Origin of the sequence: Neobacillus niacini, assembly GCF_031457145.1 — a bacterium.
Taxonomy (GTDB): Bacteria; Bacillota; Bacilli; order Bacillales; family Cytobacillaceae; genus Neobacillus; species Neobacillus niacini_J.
In genome coordinates this window covers 586393-606914 of the sequence record NZ_JAVDVZ010000001.1, presented here as the reverse complement: position 1 = coordinate 606914, position 20522 = coordinate 586393, and the positions used below count along the sequence as shown (strand labels likewise).

Here is a 20522-nt window from a genome sequence, read left to right as displayed (position 1 = left end):
TATGTTTTACATATAATTAAAAAGTGTATATACTCAAACTAACCGCATGATGATACAAGTGTTTCACATTATGGCTAATTGTGTGAATAACGTTCGTTTTGTATCAATTCTCAGGTTTTCTTAATTAAATTCTAAAAATAGAAAGTTTGGGGGATTACAATGATCATAGATAAGCTAGCTAATGCAAAATTTTATTACGGTCTTCATCCAAGAATACAAAAAGGACTAGAGTTTCTTATTGAACATGATTTGAATTCATTCGCACCAGGTAAATACGATATAGATGGATTGAATCTTTATATTATTATAGAAGAGTACGAGACGAAACCAAAAGAACAAGGACGTTGGGAATCCCATCTAAAATACGTCGATATCCAATACATGATAAGCGGCCAGGAAAGAATGGGATATTCAATAGTTGACGGAATGAACGAAATAGAGCGGCACGAAGAAAAAGACCATTTCTATTATGAAGGAACTGGCGATCTAATATTAGTGAAACAAGGATCATTTGCCATCTTTTTACCGGAAGAAGTCCATAGTCCGGAAATTTATGATCGTAAACCACAGTCTATTAAAAAGGCCGTTGTCAAGGTGTTATTAGATTAAAACTTATGCTCGACGCTTTCCTCATGCGGCTAGCGCCGAGCTAAATACTGGCTATCTAGTTTACCTTATAATTAGGGTGACCTTAAATAATGATTCATAAAGATTGATAAACATACTGCAAAAATACATCCATTAAAAGTTGCAGAAAAAAGCAGTCGGTTCATCATATTTTTGATTACAGTCTACATAAGATTTTCAGTTATGGAGATGATTATTGTTTTATTTCTATGACAAGGATTTCGTTTCCTAAACAAAAAGCACTCTTAAATGTTGATTTAACAACATTTATGAGTGCCTTTTAGTTTTTACTGATTATTAGCGATTAATTTAAAATCATATTCGCAGATAAAGAATGCTTTATCCAAACTGTATTTTTCCTTATCACTTGGACTGTCTGTCTTTTTCAAATTCAAAATTAAGGAATCTTTAACAGCCGAGATCGCATCTGAATCGATCCAAGGATCATTCGGTATGAAAAGCATGGTTGTTAATGGTTTGTATCCTTCCGCTTCGATTTTAAAATGGATGTGACCTGGACGCCATGCATGACGTCCAATTCTTTTTAATAATTCACCGACTGGGCCACCTTTACCAATTTCATATCCTCCAGGAACAACAGATGTAAATTGATATTTACCGTCCTCATCCACTTCTATTCTTCCTCTTAAATTATAATCTTTTTGATTCGGGTCCTCATTTTCATAGTCCCCTTTCTCATTTGCCTGCCAGACATCTACAATTGCATTCTGAATCGGTTTTCCATCTACTGAAACGATTTGTCCTGACATGACTAAAGGCTGGTCACTCTCCTCAATCGAACAAAGCTTTGCTGGTGTTTTTAATAGTGGTGCGTTTTCTCTATATAGAGGTCCCACCACATTATATTCCGTTGCATGATCCTCATGGTCATGGGAGTGTGTTAAGTTATTTACTAAAACAGAAATACCTAAGACATCCGATAATAATATAAACTCATCTTTTATACCGACCTGTGTTAAAAATTGAATCGCTTGCATCCACTCTTCTTCTGTCACTTCATATTCCCTTATGACCTCTTGAAGACTCCTCGTAATCTTTTCGGTAATTTCAGATAATCTTTGATTCATGTTCTTTCCCCCTATATCTGATTATTTGAAGCGAACGTCTTTCCATCTTTATTTCATTGTTGAGGCTCTATTAGTGACCGTTCTCTTTTTTTTGTACGGTCTTCGTGCTAACTTCAGCTTTATGAGTGACCATTTCAATGTTTAGCAGCCTAATGTTTCTTTACATTTTTCAGAACCGTTGCGATGCCCTGTCCCCCTGCGATACATAGGGTAGCAAGTCCCCATTTCACATTTCTTTTTAACATTTCATGAATTAAGCTAACGGTAATTCTTGCGCCGCTATTTCCTATCGGATGACCTAAAGCAATGGCACCGCCATTTACATTTACTTTTTCCAATGGCACCGTTAGCTCCTTTAATACTGCCAAGGATTGAGCTGCAAACGCCTCATTTAGTTCAATTAAATCTAAATCTTTTTCCTCTATCCCCGCTTGAGTCAATGCATTTTTCGAAGCACTCACAGGACCGATTCCCATTACACGCGGGTCTACGCCTGAAACACCAATACTAACTACTTCAGCCAAGATAGGTAAATCGTATTTTTTTGCTAGTTTTCCAGATACGACTAACAGCATAGAAGCACCATCATTCAATCCAGATGAATTCCCTGCCGTCACCGTTCCATTTGTTTTAAAAACTGGCTTTAAGGTAGCTAATTTTTCTAAACTTGTTAACCTTGGGTGTTCGTCTGTTTCAAAAAGGATTGGATCCCCTTTTCTTTGCTTGATCTTGACTGGAACGATTTCATCTCGAAATTTGCCTGTTTCGATTGCTGCGTTTGCTTTTACTTGACTCTTGTAGGCAAATTGATCTTGCTCTTCTCTTGAAATCGAATACTGTTCTGCCAAATTTTCAGCTGTTTCACCCATTATGAGACGGCCATACTTCTCTTGTGGCTGTGAACCTGGCTGGCTTTCCTTGTTGGGATCAAGGATCGCCCCATTGCCAGACAATAATCCATACCGCGCATTTGAAATATAGTAAGGTGCATTACTCATGCTTTCAACGCCACCGACAATGAAGGCATTTCCATAACCAGCTTTTATCGCTAGAAAGGCATTGTGTATCGCCTGCATCCCAGAACCACATTGACGTTGGACAGTATACCCTGGAATACTTTCCGGAAAATCAGCCTTGAGTAATGCTTGGCGCGCTATATTCGATTGATCTTGACTTTGCTTTGCCTGCCCAATAATGACCTCGTTAATCGCATCTTCCGGTAGAAACTGTTTCCCTTTTAGGTCCTCAAATAAAGGCAGCAATAAATCATCTGGTTGGACATCTCTTAGTGCACCACCTATTTTTCCAACTGCTGTTCGCTTAGCACTCACTACATATACACGATTATCGATCATTTTTTACACTTCCTTGTGACTTATCAGTTGATCACTTACATCAAAACTTGCTTCTGTCTTTGCCTTCACTTCTTCTAAGGTTACTCCTGGCATTAGTTCCGTTACTACTAACCTATTATTTTGATTCTCAAATAATGCTAAATCGGTTATGAGTATATCTAGCTTACGAACCGCACTTACAGGAAAGGTACACGAACTTACGATCTTTGACTTTCCTTTTTTATCCGTATGATTGGTCGTAATAATTACCTTTTTTACTCCAGCGAGGAGGTCCATCGCCCCTCCGACCCCAAGAATATTTTGTCCTGGGATCGCCCAGTTCGCTATGTTACATTGTCCATCCACCTGTAAGGCCCCTAAAATAGCAATATCGATATGTCCTCCCCGAATCATCGCAAAGGATTCTGCACTATCAAAATAAGAAGCTCCTATATTTTCGCCGATTGGCAATTTCCCTGCATTCACCAAACTAGGATCTATCTCTTCCTCTGATTCGATATCTTTCACACCTAACATTCCATTTTCAGTATGCAGGTATACCTTATCTAAATCTGCGTATTTTGCTACTAGGGTTGGTATTCCAATACCTAGATTTACGACCGATGAAGGAAATAATTCTTTCGCTGCGCGTTCAGCAATCAACTCTTTGGAATCTGTTTGTACACTCACCTTGTCTGAACAACTCCATCCCTTGTTAATTGATATTGACTAAGCACGATAGCATCAACGAATAAATGCGGTGTTACAATTTCTTCAGGGGAAAGCTCACCTGCTTCTACGATTTCATCCACCTCTGCAATGACAAAATCACCTGCTGTTGCCATAGCTGGATTAAAATTCCGAGCGGTTTTGTAATAAACTAGGTTACCAAGTGTATCGGCTTTTGCTGCTTTTATGATGGACACATTTGCATGAAGAGCTTTTTCAAAAACATACATTTGTCCATCAATTTCACGTACATCTTTGCCTTCACCTAATTTTGTTCCCACGCTTGTTTTTGTATAATACCCGCCTATTCCGGCACCGCCAGCCCGAATACATTCTGCCATGGTGCCTTGAGGCATAAGTCTAATATTGATTTTTCCTTCATTGTAGTTTTCTCCTACTTCACGATTACTCGTAAAGTAGGAGCCCACTGCTTCCTTCACTTTCCCTTGTCTTAGCAGCATTCCTAACCCCTTACCTGGTTCTCCCAGGTTGTTACTTATTATCGTTAAATTATTTACCTCTTCTTTCGTTAACTGGTCAATAAGACTTAACGGTGCACCAACCAAGCCAAATCCGCCAACCATAATGGTGTCACCAGATTTAACTTTTCGAATCGCCTCAGCCGCAGTCATTAATTTACTCACGTTATTCACCTCACAACTTCTTTCTTCTATGTGGCAGATATCATTCCGGGTACTGGTCTTTTTCCTTGATAGGCCAATTGAAGGAGTTCTTGAATTCCTTCCTTATTAACTGGACGCGGATTATAATATGGATTCTTCGTTGCTAATTCAGCAGCTTGATTCAACTCACTCTCTTTCATCCCTAAATCTTTTAATGACATCGAGATTCCCAATGAATGAGCTAAATCAAATAAAACTCCTGGTACATCCTTTTCGGTCGTTTGAAGTGCTCGTGCTAATGCTTTTATCGCTTTTGGAGCATGTTCCGCATTGTACTGAATCGCATAAGGTAATATCACCGTATGCGTTTCAGCATGGGGCAGATTAAACGTACCGCCTAATGTATGACAAAGCTTGTGATGAAGGGCCATACCAACTGAACCTAGCACCATTCCACCCAGCATAGTCCCATATTGTGCCTCGGATCTTGCATCCATGTCATCTGGATTTTCAATAATCTTAGGTAGGCTATTACTTAGCGCTCGAACCCCTTCCTCTGCATATAATGAAATAATCGGATTTGCGTTTTCTGCATATAATCCCTCTGCACAATGGGCAATCGCATTCATACCACTAGTTACCGCGAAATTCTGAGGCAATGTGATAGTAAGATTAGGATCATAGATAACAGCCTTTGGTTTTACAACGACATTTGTTCCTGTTTTCTTGATATTATTTTCGGTAATACCCCAAACAGGTGTCATTTCAGAACCTGCATACGTAGTAGGAATGGCCAAAATTGGTAACGAAGTGTTTAGTGCAATGGCTTTCGCAAGGCCGATAGACGAGCCTCCTCCTACCGCAACAAGACCATCGATATTCAGCTTTTCTACAATACTTTGTGCATCCTTCACTGTTTCAATCGGTACATGCTGGACCGCATCTGTATAAATATGACCACAAAGCTCCCCGATCACTTCTCCAATCTCGTATGCTAACTCTACTTGTTGTGGAGTAGAGAGAACTATCGCTTTTTTTATTCCTAAATTCACTAATTCCTCTTTCGCAAGATTGCGTTTTCCTTGTCCAAAAATAACCCTATTTGCATGGCTTACATATTGAAATGGATCCACTTCAATTCCACCCTTCTTCCTATTTTTAGTCGTTTATAAAATTTTCGATTTATCAAGTTCCTTTATCCCGCAGACAATACGGAGTAATGAGTCTAAATTTTCAGTTAATTCATCTCCGCGCCATGCTACATGCTGATCTGGTCGAACTAATAGCAAAGGTTTTTCGTACTTTTCAATAAGGTCCTGTCTCTCAAGGGTTACTACTTTAAGTGGAATCTTGTTTTTACCAGCACTATTTTCCAATGGACTGATGTCTATGCAGCTATCCAATACCAATAAAGTAAACCCTTCACTTAATTCATCATAGATAGAATGGTTAACATCTAACCATGTATGTGGTAACCTTGCCCCTGGATGTGAGGTTGGCTGATAATGGACCACACTTTCTTCTGGCCAAGGAGCACCGTCATCCACGATGACCGGTGAATGATCATAACGATATCCCAACACAAGACCTAAACTATGAAACTCCATTTTCTTTGTTTTTTGAATATGCTGTTCTAATTTTTTGTAATAGATTTCTTGATTACTAGCATTAATGGTAAGAGAAGCAAGCTCTGAAGATAGTGTTTGCATATTCGTTGTTGCTGTTTTAATCACCCGATCACTGATCGGACGCCTTTCGATTTCATAGGATTCTAGTAACTCATCTCCACCCCAGCCTTGCAAATAAGCTGCTAGTTTCCATCCAATATCTACTGCATCTCCTAATCCTGTATTGAAGCCTAGACCGCCCCAAGGTGGATTTAGATGAGCTGCATCTCCTGCAAGAAATACGCGGCCAGATTGAAAGCAATTAGCAAGCAGCATACGTGCAGACCAATCATCTGTAGCTAATACTTCTACCGGTACTTCATCTCCTATCATTCCTTGAATATATTTTTCAGGATTCGCATTTCCTTCTACAGGGTCAACGCCAAGGCACATCATCCACCATGTATCCTTTAAGTCTAATCTTCCGATTAATCCAGGAGCATCGTTATTCACTACCCAATATTGGATAGCAGGGCTTTGCGAAACTAAATCAGCTAATCCTGGTGCACGAAACACAACATTAAAATTAGCCTTTGTTTCGACATCCCCTTCATAAAATAATCCGATTTCTTTTCGAACCCTGCTGCGCGCACCATCACAGCCAACTAGAAATTTAGACTCAACGGATACCAACTCATTTGTTTCACTTTGTATGGAAGCAATCACTTTTTCATCATCTTGAGAGAGACCAACAAAGCTCCAACCCACAGCAAATCGAACGGTTTCCAATTTACTAACCTGTTTCCGAAGCACTTCTTCGATGGTGTATTGTGGAATCGATTGCCCAGCCTCAGCATAAAGCTCTCGTGGTGATGCCGTAATTGCCCACGCTTCATCAAAACGAGTGATCTCTCTTCCTAGCAAGCTCGTGCAGAAACTAACTTCCTGTGACCATTCAGGTGTTAAAGCTGCTGCTGCTCTTATATCCTTTGCAATATTCCATCTTCTAAAATGCTCCATTGAACGGGCATTGGTTGTTTTGGCACGAGGCCGTAATCTTGAAACCTCTTTTCGCGGTTCTACCACGACACATTTGACTCCGCGTAGCCCGAGCTCCATTGCTGTCGAGAGACCAACCGGACCGCCCCCAACCACTAAAACCTCAATCGGTTCACGAAAAAAATCATCTTTATTGAAAGCACTTGCTGTCATCTGTTATCCCACTCCCAAATTGTAAGTTCGATTCATATAATTGACTGAAACTCCCCCATGTGAGGGGGGGAGGATTCTATGTTTCTTGCTATCCGCTAGTATTTCTTGCCATCCGCCAGTAATTCTCACCATCCACCAGTGACCACCGACATCAGGAACTTTTTAACTATTTTTGTAGATTGAAAACGACCATTCTAACTTCAGTCATTTCTTCCACTGCAAATCTTGGACCTTCTCTGCCGGCACCACTCTTATCAATACCGCCGTATGGCATGATATCAGCACGATAGGATGAAGTATCATTAATAATCACCCCGCCCGTACGAATGGTTTTTGCCGCTTTCCAAGCCAATTCAATATTGTTTGTAAAAACTCCAGCTTGTAATCCATACTCTGAGTCGTTTACAAACTCAATCGCCTCTTCAAATGTCTTATATGGAATAATCGAAGCAAGTGGACCAAATACTTCCTCACAAACCACTTTCATTTTAGGATTTACATTTTTTAGGAGCGTCGGTTGCATAACAGCTCCCTCTCTATTTCCACCTACGATAACCTCTGCACCTTCTTGAACTGCTTCTCTAACCCATTCTTCGACCCTTGCAGCCTCTTTCAAGCTAATCATCGGTCCTACATCTGTAGCTTCATCCAGTGGGTTACCGACTACAAGTCGATTTGTGGCTTCCACCATTTTTTGGGTAAACGCTTCTAAGACATTTTCTTGTACGTAGATACGTTGAACAGATACACAAAATTGACCAGCTGATCCGAAAGCCCTTTTTGCTAGTAAATCTGCCGCTAAATCAATGTCAGCATCTTCGTGGACAATATTTCCAGAGTTATTTCCAAGTTCTAATGTCACACGGTTAAAGCCGCTATTTTTCTTAATTTGTAACCCAACAGATGGACTGCCTGTAAAGGTGATCATCTTTTTCCCTGGATGTGCCACTAAATAATCCCCTACCGTACGTCCAGAACCCACAACCAAATTGATATATCCTTTAGGCAGCCCAGCTTCTTCCAATAGCTTGCATAAGAATATCGCAGTTAGCGGAGTAGTGGATGCCGGCTTTAGGACAACAGCACATCCAGCAGCGATAGCTGGCGCTACTTTATGTACTACTAGATTGATTGGAAAGTTAAATGGAGTAACCGCTGCAATGACACCTACAGGAACACGAATATATAATCCCATCCGGTTCTCAGATCCTGGAACCGCATCGAGAGGTACGGTCTCACCATGAATTCTTTTCGCTTCTTCAGAAGAAGTGGTAATGACGGCAACTGCCCGGTTGACTTCCGCGATGGCATCCTTTAATGGTTTTCCACCTTCCCTGGCAATTAACAATGCGATTTCATCCGCATTTTTCTTCACGAGTTCCGCAGTACGTTTCAGTATTTCATATCTTTCATGTGCAGGCAGCGGACGATTTTTCATTGCCTCATTTGCAGCCCGAACCGCCTCATCAATGTCCTGACGTTCGGCAATGGCAACCTCACCAATCACCTCATCGGAAAACTTGTCGTAAACCTTCATAGTTTCAATAGCTTCTAACCATTCCCCATTAATATATAGACCTGTACCATGTTGAGCCTTTGAAGACACATTCTTCATAATATTTCTCCTCCTTTAACTTGGGTTTTACTAATTGGCTTTGTTAAAGACTGATGCCGATTTTTATCACGAAAATCTTTATAAAGGACGAATCTCACTTGGAATTCTCCTGATTTGTCTTTCATCGACCTTATGAAGGACGAATCTCACTCGGAATTCTCCTGATTTGTCTTTCATCGACCTTATGAAGGACGAATCTCACTCGGAATTCTCCTGATTTGTCCTTCATTGACCTTATGAAGGACAAATCTCACTTGAGACTTTCCTGATTTGTCCTTCATTGACCTTATGAAGGACAAATCTCACTTGAGACTTTCCTGATTTGTCCTTCATTGACCTTATGAAGGACGAATCTCACTCGGAATTCTCCTGATTTGTCTTTCATCGACCTTATAAAGGACGAATCTCACTCGGAATTCTCCTGATTTGTCTTTCATCGACCTTATAAAGGACGAATCTCACTCGAGACTTTCCTGATTTGTCCTTCATCAACCTTTTTATACCGCTGTCCTAAAGAATCAGCAATGAATTTAACAAAGTTTTTTAGTTAAACAGTTTCGCTTCCAAAAACTCGCCAACATCGGTACCTACACCAAGCTTCTTGGCTTCCTCATATACAGCACGAGCAGCCATGATATCCTGAACCGCTGTTCCGACGGATTTGAAAAGGGTAATTTGTTCATCATGGAGACGAACTTTTTTCCCTGCTACCAGCTCTTTCAGCTCGACAACTTTTGAGCGATCATATTGACCCGCTTTGATTGCCTGCAATACATCACCGGATTCGTTTTCAAGATGGATGGTATCGATCACAATGCCATCCGCTTTTTCAAATGAATCTGTATCGATTTCTCGCATGCTAGGCATCGTTGACCCAATCGAATTTACATGCATACTTCTATTCATCCATTTGCCTTCAAAAGCAACACCGTTTCCTTTTGTAGACGTATTGGTACATACATTCACAATGTCTGCACCTTCCACTGCCATAAACGGTGAAGCGACGGCTTTCACTTGTATGCCAAGCTTTTCGCTCATTTCAGCCGCAAAAAGTTCCCTGCGTTGTGGATTCGGACTAAATACTCTTACGTATTCAATATCCCTTACCGCACACACTGCCTCGAGATTTGTACGAGCCTCAAGACCTGAACCAATCACGCCAACTGTCCTAGCATTTTCTCTAGCCAAATATTTGGTCGCTAATCCAGTAGTAGCACCTGTTCGAACGGCTGTTAAATAAGAGGAATCCATCATCGCCTCTAAATTGTTTTCTTTCTGATCAATGATTCCAATTAGGTATCGAACTTGACCTCCACTTTTAAAAAATGCTTTAAAGCCCATATAGCCGCTTTCATTCATTACAGCCGGCATTAATCGGAAAAAGCCTTGGTTATTTGTTGCCATATTCATTCGCGGCGGCATGATCACACCGCCGTTATATTCTTCCACAAGCCCTTTCTCAATTTGGTCAATGATCGTTCGCATGTTGATGGCCTGCTCAACATCTTTCAAATTTAAAATCAGTGTCATAAGATTCACCCCGGTAAGATTTTTGTTTATAATTCTGGATTGCGGCCGATGAAGAATTGACTATCATCATCGTTCGTTACTTCAATTCCTGATTTGATAAGAGCTTGACGGATAGCACTCATTTGCGCTTGGTTAACTTTCATGGTTGGCTGGCGTAATGGTCCGCCATTAAAGCCGTTCAGCCAAGCTGCATATTTCCAAAGCATCCGATTCACTAAACCGGCACCGTCCGATGAGGCCATGAATTTTCCAATGGTTGATCTAGCAGGCTGTAATTTCCAATATTGTTCATATACTTCTTCAAATTTTCCTTCTTGCATTAAGTTAAATAGTTTTGGTAACACATCACCATACATTTCATAGTTACTAGTAGCCATCCATTGGATTGGTACTAAGTTACCTATTGCAAAGGCGTCTTTTTCTAAAGGTGTCATTACAATGACTTCATCTTTAAATAGCTGATAACATTGTGTGAAACCGGCAACTAATGGCATTCCGCCTTCTGCTTTGATGGCAACAATATTCGGAACATCATTAAGAAGTTGTCTAATAATTTTTGGATCAATGGCTGCAGGGTGCAGGCGTTCAAAGTTCCATAGTGGAACAGGGAAAAGGATAATTCCTAAGTTTGTAGCTTCAGCAAAGTTTTTCGTATATTCATAGATTTCCTGGCTGTCCTTCGGATAAAAATTTGCAGGGTATGAAAGCAGGACTAGTTCAGCACCAGCTTCTTCAGCCAATTTAACTGCTTGAATGTTCTCTTTCAGCGTATTAAAACTCGCATGGTGGATAATTTTGATGTTCCCTTTCGCCTCGTCTACGGAAATCTTTGTAAATTCGATATATTCTTCAAGAGTAGTAGCCGTTTCTGCCACAAGAAGTGTCCCGGTAAATCCTAACTCAATATTTCTTCGAATATCATGTCGGATGCCTTTTTCGTTTAAACGTGATAGATCCTGTGTAAATGAAGGAATGACCACATTTGCAAGTCCGTGTAGATTTTCCTTCGCCCATTGTCTAGCTTCTAATCGTGTATAATTTGCCACTTTTTCTTCTCTCCCTTAATCATGTTTTTGTAAACGCTTTATAATGTTATACTACTTAATTTTTGTAATAATTTGAAATACCTAAATATTATGTCAGTGATAAAGATTGCTTATTACAATAAAGAATACGTTAGAAAAAAAGTCTCTCTTCGGAAAGAGAGACCTTGTTCTTATATAACCGTTTCTATTTCTGCGTTTACCCGAACCTTAACTGGTGCTGTTTCACGGAGAAATAGCGAGAAAGCAAAAGATAAAAATGCAGCACAAGAGCTAATAATTAGCGGAGCTGCAAGACCCCAAGTATCAGCAGCCATACCACTTAACATTGGGTTAAGAAAGCCGCCAAAGAGTTCCCCAATACCAATTACCAATCCTACAGCAGCACCAGCATATTGGACTGGAACTGATTCAGCTGGAATGGTAGACATCACCAATGACCCTACACCCATACCTGATGAAAATAGAAAAACTAAAGCAAGAATTAACGCCATGGAGTCCACATATAGGACGACAAGTGGTGTAAATCCGGAAAGTATTCCAAAAATGAGTGTTGCCTGTTTCCGTCCAATGCGATCTGAAATGATCGGAACTAAAATTCCAAAGATGGCGAACCCTGCTCCAAAAGCAGCCATAACTAAGCTCATTGAGCCCGGGGACATGCCTTTAACGTTAACAAGGAAGACTGGACCAAAGATATTGAAAGCCATAACATAAATCAAGAAAAAGCTGAAAACTATGATTGATAACCAGATATTTCGGTGTTTGATTACTTCTTTAAAGCTCACTTTCTTAGTTGAAGCAGCAGTAGACTTGTTTGCATCTACCGTTTTTTGCGGATTTCTCAAAGTCTTTTGAATAAAAATAGCTAAAATGATACCCGGGATGATGGTCAAATAAAAAGCCGTATGCCAATCAAACACATTTGCCAATGCCACAATGACAAGTGGTGCTAGAAAACTACCAAAAATAGCATTTCCTGTATTCATCGTAAGACCCATGTTGAAACCACGACGCTTCTCTGAAGATTCAACTGCCAAAATGGATTGTGTAATCGGTGTGATTGGACCTTCGACCACACCCATAATCAATCGTAAAACAAACAGAGTAACAAAAGACGCTGCTAATCCATGCAATAAAGACACGAGAGAAAAACCAAGAACGAAAAAAGCTAAGAGCGCTTTTTTACTTTTAACCTTATCGGACAGATAGCCCCCCAATGGTCCAGAGATTGCCCACGTAATCGCTAACGCCGAACCAATTAATCCGATTTGGGTATTGGTTAGTGTAAAATCCTCCTGAATAAAAGGAATCAGGTAATTAATTGCTAGTCGATCAAAGAAGACAAATCCTACTGAGAAGAAAAATAGTGCCACTATCTTATTTTCATACGTCCAAAACTTTCTTTTTTCCAAATAAAACACCCCTTAAGATAATTTTTGTTATTTGAATTAAATAGCTTCGTTCATTTTTTCGAAAATGAAATGTGAAAATTTCCCTGGATTCACATCATCAAGAGATTGCCCTTCCCACTCCATAAGTTCCCATTTAACCAATTGGTGTGAACTATCTACAAGAAGTCGGCAGCGTTCGAAACGTCTTTCCATAAAAGCTTGTAACACCTGTTGGACATCAGACTCTTTTTCCAAAAGTTCAGCTAACACAATAACATCTTCAATGGCAATGGAAGCCCCTTGACCAAGATGCGGCGTAGAAGCATGGGCAGCATCCCCTACCAATAAAGTCCGACCTTTGTACCATGGCGAAGGCATGATAAAGCTAAAAATCGGTCGATACACAACTGCAGCAGGATCTGTTATGAGCTCCCGTGCCTCCGCAACCATTCCTCCGAATTCTTGGAGTCTGTCACGTAATAATTCATGCATCCGATCTTCAGGCATCCTTGGATTTCCAGGTTCTGCGGACATTAAGAGAAGGTACATTTTTTCTTCTGACATCGGAACCAATCCGGCTTTTGCCTTCTTTCCATAATACAAAACACTGTTCGTTAATTCCTTTGGACGTGGAAGTTCATACCTCCAACATGCTTGCCCAACGTACTCATGTTCAACTTTTCCAAACAGCAAACTCCGGACCTTTGAATAAACTCCGTCTGCCCCGATTACCAAGTCAACTGTAAGAGTACTTCCATCCGTCAACTTCACATTTACATGACTTTCCTGATTGTCAATCTCCTCCACTGTTTCTCCCATTCGAATCTTGACACCACATGTCTCTGCTTCCTCTAAAAGAATTTCATGTAAGGTTCTTCTAGAAATGATATTTAAACCTGGATACCCATCAATTTTAGGATTATTCGGGGCTGTGAATTGATTACCATTTACATCGCAAAAAGCTGTACCCGAGAAAGAGTATCCTTGCTGAATACATTTTTGTGCCACACCAATTTCATTCAACGCTCGAAGTGCATTTGGCGGTTGAAAAATACCAACACCATAGACATTCCACTCTTCTTTTAACTCTACAATTTCCGTTTTAACCCCTGCTTTTTCCAGTGCAATCGCTGCCGTTAATCCACTGATACCCCCACCAACTATCAAAACGTTCTTAACAGATTCAATCATTTCTAATCCTCCTATTCAATATATAAAATTCAGAATTTTAAGAAAATAATTCTCGTAAAAAGTGCCTAAGCGAATATTTGAATGATATTTCCTTAGGCACTGATGTAAGAAAGTACATTGAGTATTAAGATCCGACTTTAAACGATTCTGGCATCTGGATACCCCATGAACTCATTGACTTTTTGATATCATTCCATATGATGGTTTCTGCACTATCATCTACCACTCGCGGCATTTCGGCACTTAATTCGTAGCGATTTCCACAAGCCCAATAATACGCATAGAGATTCGCACCGAGCGCATGTCTTCCTACTCCGAATTCGAGTTTCAAATCATGCAGTGCGAGCATATCTAAAGCTCTTTTCATATGGTCGATATTTTCAAAATAGAAGGCAATATGATCTAACGATTCAGTCGGGCCACCAACACCACCCATAAACGCTAAATCGTGATGGTATTCCTGTACACGAGACCATACAGCACCATAAACGCCTGGCGCTGGCATGAAGATATCCGACATTTTAAAATCCAATACCTTTTCTAAAAATATCGCTAGTTCTTTTGGATCCTGCACCTTAAGACCAAGGTGATCGAGGTCATGAGGTCCCACTCCTTTTAAGGTTCGATATGGACTAGAGGCTGGATTAAAATAGGCTGGACGATCCTCTACTGTAATCAATTCCATGCGAATAGGAACTCTCGTAGCAGGCAGATCAAAAGCAATACATTTCTTTTCACTAGGCTCCGCATCAGTACGCTCTTCCACTCTAATTCCATGGTCTTGAAGGCGTTTCTTATAATATTTCAAATCATCTTCGTTTCTTACCTGATAAGCAAAATGGGCAATTCCTGTTCCACCTGGTGTTAACGCTAAATCATAGTTATTATCAAATCCACATCCAAGATAGATCGTTTCCCCAACTCTCCCCATTTCTCTAAGTCCGAACACATTGACATTATAATCAATAGCCGCTGCAATATCGGGTACCCTAAGCTCGGCATGGGCCAATTTTTCAATTGCCATCTTTTATTCCTCCTTATTCATTGAACATTTCTAGTAGTTCGATTATCACTGAAAATTCAGATGTCGTATCCATATACGCGTATTTACCAGAGCCATCGTAAAAAAGTCCTTCTTGAAGCGTTGGAAAACCTAGCTCGTTCAATAAATCTCGTTTCTCCTTTACACTGTCCACGAAGAATGCTATATGGTGTAAACCTTCACCATGTTTTTCTAAGTGATCCAGCCATGTGCTTGGTGAAGCGCTGTCCGGCTGTACTAATTCAACTTGAATCCGTGGTGTTTGAATGAAAGTAAAGTGACTTCTTCCTTCCGAAGGACGCCCATCGTATATCGACACTTTATTCGCACCTTCAAAACCTGAATGGAAGATGGTTGTTGGCTCCACTCCAAGCATTTTACACCAAGCCTTTTGGGCTTCTTTTACATCACGTACAACAAAAGCAATTTGGGCAATTTTGTTTGTCCCCAGTAACGGTTTTCCTTCATATTGGCTGTCGCCTGTCAGCGGAGAAAGTGGTTCATCTCGTTTTTGCCCCTCATGCTCCAACAATTCTATATACGTTTTATACTTCTCACATGTATCAAGGAATGCATATCGACCCTTATCAGGATAAAACTCGCCAGTTTGTGCGACTCGATATTTTTCCTCCATGGTTTCAAGCGTTGATGAAATCTTATCGATGTCAAAGGCAATGTGATTAAAGCCTTCCCCTTTGTCTAGACACTCCCGCATTAGGTTAGCTACTGAATCCGGCTCAATTAGTTCAACCTGAACTCCCGGAGTTTCAAAAAAGGCTAATTTGTTTCTGGCTGGAGTAGGTTCCCCATAATATGTAACCTGTGAATATTCCTGTGGTGCAGCCGTAAAATATTGAGGAACCGTAGTACCAAGCAGTTTTGCAAAAGATAGTGAAGCTTTTTCAATATCTTTGAAAACAAATGCAATTTGATTGATATCATTGGTTCCTAGTAAAGGTTTTCTCGCAATAGAATTACCCATTCTGACACTCTCCTTGCTCTAAATTTTATCGTATGTTTCATCCTATCCAAGCTTCATCCTAGGATGTTGCAGCTCAGATAGGATGAAGTTATCATTATTTTAAAAAGCTTGTTTTAAAGGAAGAGTTGTAGATTTTTCATGCCGATAATCGTAGAATCAGCAAAAATTTCACGTTTCACCAATTTCAACCCATCTTCTGTTTTTTCAATAATATCGCAGCGCTCAGCTGAAAGGAGTTGATATTCTACCGCTTCAAGCCGGTTCCGCGTCATCAGGATATAACTCTTCACATCAAATCGGTTATCATCCAATCTTGAAACACGAACATTTGTAATGAATCGGCGTGCTCTTGAGGCTGGGTCTTCGGCCCATGCATAGTTCGTTTCCATACGTCTAACACGTAAGATCATCGATTTATAGTTTTCATTAAAATGAAACATCTCTTTTGAAAAATGGGATTTAATAAAGTTCTCACGTGTAGACCGGACTGGCATGATATACTGTAATTCTTCACTTAACAAAGTTGTCCATTCCCTGAATTGATTCCCATCTAACAACGCCGCTTCTGTTAATAAAAAACCATAGATTTCGAGATAGATAGGATCATTAAAATTAATAAACAGACTTGTCGGTTTAACTTGACCGCTCATTTCTTTCCCTCCTATTGCCATTCGTATTTTAAGATTCCTCTGACATCAATTTCGCCCAGTAGCCGAAGAAATTACGTGAATTTTGCTCGGTATAGGTGGTTTGAGCAATTTTTTTCCCTGGTCCTGGCCAATTTCCTGGTTCATGTTCTGCGTCCAATCCCATAATATAATGAAGTTTTAATTCTTTTTTCGCCGTTACGCCTTTAGTAACCCTGGCAATACCACTCCATACTTCCGCATCATCCGCCTCAAACATTCCACTCGCACCAAAATTACGAATATAATTGTCTCTGCTTGCCTCTTTAAACTCTTGAGGTGCTTCTTTTTCAACTAAGAACCAGCTGAGAAGTTCAAATTCATTTGGACCTTTCGGCTGCCATACACGCATTGACATAAATGGAATGGGATATTCGTTTTCTTCTAAGCCTGGAAGCTGCATAACATTTAGCAAAGAAAAATTTGGAAATACATTTCCAGGAACAAAGTTCGATCTTCTTAACGCTTCCAACTGTGGTTCTGTCAGCTTGGCCTGTGCTGCTTCGACAATTTCCTGCGGTAAAGCTAAATACTCAGGTAACGGAATATTAGGTGGAGCACCAATAACCCCAATACCATGGCCATTTTCCATAGCAACTTGCACACCAAAGCTCGCAAACATAGGATTCGGTGGCAACTGACCTAACTCCACTCCAGAGTAATGCGTCATTACAGTGTGATAAGAATCTGAAGCAAAATTGTCAGCAGCAGATTTCCAGTTTGCTTTGATAATCCACCGTGCTGGTTCCCCAAGGACTTCCATCCCTAGCGGTGTTCGATTGAAGTACAAGTCGATATACCATTTCATATCTCCAAGATATTCATCTAACGATGGAGCATCTTGATTAAATGTGGCGAAAATTAGGCCTGCGTATCTTTCTACTCGAGCGTTAACCAATTTAAATTGATTTTTGTCAAAAGCGCCTTTATAAGCTTCTTTCGCTGCAGGTGCTCCCATTAAGGTCCCATCAGACTTGTATGTCCAGCCATGGTAAATGCAACGGAAGTTTTTCGTATTCCCTGCGTCAGTACGGCAAAGGTGCATCCCTTTATGCATACAAACATTTAATAAAACATTGATTTTATTTTCAGCTTCACGAACAACTATGACAGGATCATTGGCAACAAATCGTGTAACATAATCACCTTGGTTTGGGATTTCAGTTTCATGGGCGACAAAATTCCAGACCTTTGAAAATATTTTTTCCTGTTCAAGTTCGTAAATCTCTTGGTCTGAAAATATTCTTGGTGAGATAATTCCTTTTTCAGCATCCACTAGATCACTAATTTTTGTGCCGTCACTGAGCTGTGTTTCTTTAAGAGTCTTATTGATCAATAGAAACAACCCCTTTTTAAATTTTTTATGATAAGTAATGAATCCAAAATAATAAAGAACTTAGCACGAAATCGCTTTCAATATTTTAAAGATGTTCTCCACCTGCAGCAGAATGGAATCCCCGTACACCTAGCCCGCCGTCACTATTGATGATAACACCTGTCATCGCCATTGAATCCTTGTTAGAAGCCAGCAAGACATATGCACTTGTATGTTGTTTAGGAGAAGGTACGACATGTAATGGGTTTGTTGTCTTCATTAAATCTTTTATGTTATCTACTTTTGATTGCGTTTGTTTTTCTTGACCTAATGCAGATGGCCCTCTTAGATCAGTAAGTGTACCACCAGGAGCAACTCCATTGACACGAATTTTCGGTGATAGTTCATATGCTAATTCTCGCACCAGCCCTACCACAGCATGTTTGGATGCCGTGTAAAGCGGGCCTCCGCCTGCAGGGTAAAATCCTGCATTCGATACAGTGAAAATGATATTTCCTTGTGTTTTAAGTAATTCAGGAAGAACAGCTTTCGCACCGTAAAGTGGCCCTTTTACATTTACACCAAAAAGCTCATCAAATGATGTATCAAGCTTCTCCTTTGGCAAATCTAGTAAGCTCACAAAGTAATCGAAGATACCTGCGTTACCGATAAAAGTATCAATCTTACCAAACACTCGAACCGTTTCAGCTACCGCTCTTTCATTATCCTCGAGCAGCGTTACATCCCCTTGAACCACAACAACCTTTTTACCAAACTGCTCTTGTAGTTCTTTTACTTTTTCTTCTGATCGTTCTAAAACTCCAATACTAGCACCCTCATCAATAAACCGTTCAATTAGCGCTCTGCCGATGCCTGAGCCTCCTCCGGTGATTAATGCTACTTTCCCTTCTAACCATCCCATCCATTTTCAACCCCTTTTTGTACCCATTAAATCTAATGAGAAATATATCAATAAAGATTCATTTCTCTCAAATTATTATTCAACGTGGGAACCGCTTTCATATTAACATTCTATTTGAAAGTTCTAATAAATTGAAATATCTGAAATTTATCTCCGTTATAAGCACGACTTATTACCAACTGATTGTTAATATAATTGGTTTATATAAAGAAACTTAGAGTACAAGAGGCTTGTCTTATATTCCGTTACTTTTTTGAATGCTTATCAAACAAGCCCTATATTATTCTGAACTTCTTTAAAATTTAGTGAATCCAGTTCAGTCAAAAATAATGGAATGGATGGATTTGAATTTGTCTTCTTCCATGCAACCACAATCTCAACGGTGTGCTGCCACTCTTCAATCTCTATAAACCGAAGAGAGGGATTGGCATATACTCCAAGATGCTTAGGGAGTACGGCTACACCTAATCCTGCTTCAACGAGCATTAATACGGTTTCGATCCGCTGCGTTTGGGTGGTAATATTCGGTATCAACCCGTGGTTAGAAAAGAGTGTAATTAAATGGTCATATCCATGATGCGCTTCTTTTCTATCAAGCATAACAAGAGGTTCATGTGCTAACTCAATGATTGGGATGCAATTTCTACTGGCAAGACGATGGCTTTTGTTCATAAACACACCATAAGGTTGTGAAACTAATGTTTTGTATTCCCATTCGGCCATATCTTCAGGTCTAAAAGACAAAGTAAAGGCAATATCGACCTCGTCTTTTCTAAGTTTTTCAATAATTTGTGCCGTTTGATAATGATTAAAGCTAAATTGAACATGGGGGTATTTTTCTTTAAAATCCCTTACAAGTGCAGGCAAGAAATTTTTAACTGTGGCATATAAAAAACCAATATTCAATTGTCCAACTTCACCAATTGCAGCCTTTTTTGCTTTGTTAATCGCTTCTTCGGATCTGTTTAACATCTCAATGGCATCATGTAAAAAAACTTTTCCAGCAGGAGTCAATTGAACAGAATGCTTATCACGAACAAAGAGTTTGAGACCTAATTCTTTTTCTAAACTAGCAATTTGTTGGCTCACAGCTGGCTGTGCTACAAAAAGTCTTTTGGCTGCCTGTGTAAAATTCAAATGTTCCGCAACGGAAATGAAATAACGCAATTGCCTAATTTCCATAACAACCTCCACCTATCCATCGTTTAGTAGCCTTTTTTGGGTTAAACCCCTGCTAATCTACATTATATTGGAACAGTAAGGTTCTCTCAAACGTTATTTCAGAATTTTTAATCAATTATTAATTTTGTTTATCAATGGTCTCTTGCACTAAAATTCGCATACTATTATTCCAAAGTAATGATAGATTGTTCATGAAACATAATGATATGAAATAGTATTATATAGGCATTCAAGGTTATTCTTATGAAGTAATGTTTAATAGAATAGAATAATATTATTCTAAGGATAATTTCAACTTTGTATAATTTCACCATTTTCACTCTATAATTTTGACTCAAAAAATTAGGACAACAATTGAATTCATTGTCATCCCTTCGATAGAAACATGCCTAATACATAT

Annotated in this window: 18 protein-coding genes; 1 reads left to right on the top strand and 17 read right to left on the bottom strand. The window is 39.7% G+C overall.

What is annotated here, in order from left to right; genetic code table 11:
- The first annotated feature begins 159 nt into the window (after positions 1 to 159).
- Positions 160 to 609 carry a NanQ anomerase/TabA/YiaL family protein gene (locus J2Y03_RS03265; protein WP_310190616.1) on the top strand — a complete coding sequence of 150 codons (450 nt, stop codon included), beginning with the start codon at positions 160 to 162 and terminating at the stop codon, positions 607 to 609.
- Positions 610 to 914: 305 nt separating this feature from the next.
- Here J2Y03_RS03265 and J2Y03_RS03260 read toward each other — a convergent pair whose 3' ends face one another.
- From J2Y03_RS03260 to J2Y03_RS03180, 17 genes are all read right to left on the bottom strand, one after another.
- A complete protein-coding gene (locus J2Y03_RS03260; protein ID WP_132090322.1) occupies positions 915 to 1715 on the bottom strand; it encodes a dioxygenase family protein in 801 nt (266 codons plus the stop codon).
- A gap of 149 nt (positions 1716 to 1864) precedes the next feature.
- On the bottom strand, positions 1865 to 3070 hold the full coding sequence (locus tag J2Y03_RS03255) for a thiolase family protein (protein WP_310190612.1): 1206 nt from the start codon (positions 3068 to 3070) through the stop codon (positions 1865 to 1867).
- A 3-nt stretch (positions 3071 to 3073) separates the two neighbouring features.
- Positions 3074 to 3739: a 3-oxoacid CoA-transferase subunit B gene (locus J2Y03_RS03250; RefSeq protein WP_310190609.1), complete on the bottom strand. Its 666-nt coding sequence runs from the start codon at positions 3737 to 3739 to the stop codon at positions 3074 to 3076.
- Positions 3736 to 4422, bottom strand: a complete 687-nt coding sequence (locus J2Y03_RS03245) for a CoA transferase subunit A (protein WP_310190607.1) — start codon at positions 4420 to 4422, stop codon at positions 3736 to 3738. The genes J2Y03_RS03250 and J2Y03_RS03245 overlap by 4 nt, the downstream gene beginning before the upstream one ends.
- Before the next feature lie 26 nt (positions 4423 to 4448).
- Positions 4449 to 5534: a maleylacetate reductase gene (locus tag J2Y03_RS03240; protein WP_310190604.1), complete on the bottom strand. Its 1086-nt coding sequence runs from the start codon at positions 5532 to 5534 to the stop codon at positions 4449 to 4451.
- A 33-nt stretch (positions 5535 to 5567) separates the two neighbouring features.
- Entirely contained in the window at positions 5568 to 7220 is a 1653-nt protein-coding gene (locus J2Y03_RS03235) for an FAD-dependent monooxygenase (protein WP_310190602.1), read from the bottom strand.
- Between the two features lie 166 nt (positions 7221 to 7386).
- A complete protein-coding gene (locus J2Y03_RS03230; RefSeq protein ID WP_310190600.1) occupies positions 7387 to 8835 on the bottom strand; it encodes an aldehyde dehydrogenase family protein in 1449 nt (482 codons plus the stop codon).
- Positions 8836 to 9378: 543 nt separating this feature from the next.
- Positions 9379 to 10365, bottom strand: coding sequence for an ornithine cyclodeaminase family protein (locus J2Y03_RS03225; RefSeq protein WP_310190597.1), 987 nt, complete (start codon positions 10363 to 10365; stop codon positions 9379 to 9381).
- 26 nt (positions 10366 to 10391) lie between these two features.
- Entirely contained in the window at positions 10392 to 11411 is a 1020-nt protein-coding gene (locus J2Y03_RS03220) for a dihydrodipicolinate synthase family protein (protein ID WP_310190595.1), read from the bottom strand.
- 170 nt (positions 11412 to 11581) lie between these two features.
- Positions 11582 to 12823: an MFS transporter gene (locus J2Y03_RS03215; protein WP_310190593.1), complete on the bottom strand. Its 1242-nt coding sequence runs from the start codon at positions 12821 to 12823 to the stop codon at positions 11582 to 11584.
- Between the two features lie 36 nt (positions 12824 to 12859).
- Complete coding sequence (locus tag J2Y03_RS03210) at positions 12860 to 13993, bottom strand: FAD-dependent oxidoreductase (RefSeq protein ID WP_310190591.1); 1134 nt, start codon at positions 13991 to 13993, stop codon at positions 12860 to 12862.
- Between the two features lie 124 nt (positions 13994 to 14117).
- The gene (locus tag J2Y03_RS03205) at positions 14118 to 15017 is read right to left on the bottom strand and encodes a VOC family protein (protein ID WP_310190590.1); all 900 of its coding nucleotides are present in this window, start codon (positions 15015 to 15017) and stop codon (positions 14118 to 14120) included.
- Positions 15018 to 15030: 13 nt separating this feature from the next.
- The gene (locus J2Y03_RS03200) at positions 15031 to 16017 is read right to left on the bottom strand and encodes a VOC family protein (protein WP_310190588.1); all 987 of its coding nucleotides are present in this window, start codon (positions 16015 to 16017) and stop codon (positions 15031 to 15033) included.
- A gap of 113 nt (positions 16018 to 16130) precedes the next feature.
- Positions 16131 to 16667, bottom strand: a complete 537-nt coding sequence (locus J2Y03_RS03195) for an aromatic-ring-hydroxylating dioxygenase subunit beta (protein ID WP_310190585.1) — start codon at positions 16665 to 16667, stop codon at positions 16131 to 16133.
- A 28-nt stretch (positions 16668 to 16695) separates the two neighbouring features.
- Complete coding sequence (locus J2Y03_RS03190; RefSeq protein ID WP_310190582.1) at positions 16696 to 18039, bottom strand: aromatic ring-hydroxylating oxygenase subunit alpha; 1344 nt, start codon at positions 18037 to 18039, stop codon at positions 16696 to 16698.
- Positions 18040 to 18124: 85 nt separating this feature from the next.
- Complete coding sequence (hcaB, locus tag J2Y03_RS03185) at positions 18125 to 18940, bottom strand: 3-(cis-5,6-dihydroxycyclohexa-1,3-dien-1-yl)propanoate dehydrogenase (protein WP_310190579.1); 816 nt, start codon at positions 18938 to 18940, stop codon at positions 18125 to 18127.
- 264 nt (positions 18941 to 19204) lie between these two features.
- Positions 19205 to 20122 carry a LysR family transcriptional regulator gene (locus J2Y03_RS03180; protein WP_310190577.1) on the bottom strand — a complete coding sequence of 306 codons (918 nt, stop codon included), beginning with the start codon at positions 20120 to 20122 and terminating at the stop codon, positions 19205 to 19207.
- Between the last annotated feature and the right edge of the window lie 400 nt (positions 20123 to 20522).

Coding starts and splice junctions, on each gene's coding strand:
- J2Y03_RS03265 (WP_310190616.1), top strand. CDS start 160: ATGATCATAGATAAGCTAGCTAATGCAAAATTTTATTACGGTCTTCAT.
- J2Y03_RS03260 (WP_132090322.1), bottom strand. CDS start 1,715: ATGAATCAAAGATTATCTGAAATTACCGAAAAGATTACGAGGAGTCTT.
- J2Y03_RS03255 (WP_310190612.1), bottom strand. CDS start 3,070: ATGATCGATAATCGTGTATATGTAGTGAGTGCTAAGCGAACAGCAGTT.
- J2Y03_RS03235 (WP_310190602.1), bottom strand. CDS start 7,220: ATGACAGCAAGTGCTTTCAATAAAGATGATTTTTTTCGTGAACCGATT.
- J2Y03_RS03230 (WP_310190600.1), bottom strand. CDS start 8,835: ATGAAGAATGTGTCTTCAAAGGCTCAACATGGTACAGGTCTATATATT.
- J2Y03_RS03225 (WP_310190597.1), bottom strand. CDS start 10,365: ATGACACTGATTTTAAATTTGAAAGATGTTGAGCAGGCCATCAACATG.
- J2Y03_RS03210 (WP_310190591.1), bottom strand. CDS start 13,993: ATGATTGAATCTGTTAAGAACGTTTTGATAGTTGGTGGGGGTATCAGT.
- J2Y03_RS03205 (WP_310190590.1), bottom strand. CDS start 15,017: ATGGCAATTGAAAAATTGGCCCATGCCGAGCTTAGGGTACCCGATATT.
- J2Y03_RS03200 (WP_310190588.1), bottom strand. CDS start 16,017: ATGGGTAATTCTATTGCGAGAAAACCTTTACTAGGAACCAATGATATC.
- J2Y03_RS03195 (WP_310190585.1), bottom strand. CDS start 16,667: ATGAGCGGTCAAGTTAAACCGACAAGTCTGTTTATTAATTTTAATGAT.
- hcaB (WP_310190579.1), bottom strand. CDS start 18,940: ATGGGATGGTTAGAAGGGAAAGTAGCATTAATCACCGGAGGAGGCTCA.
- J2Y03_RS03180 (WP_310190577.1), bottom strand. CDS start 20,122: ATGGAAATTAGGCAATTGCGTTATTTCATTTCCGTTGCGGAACATTTG.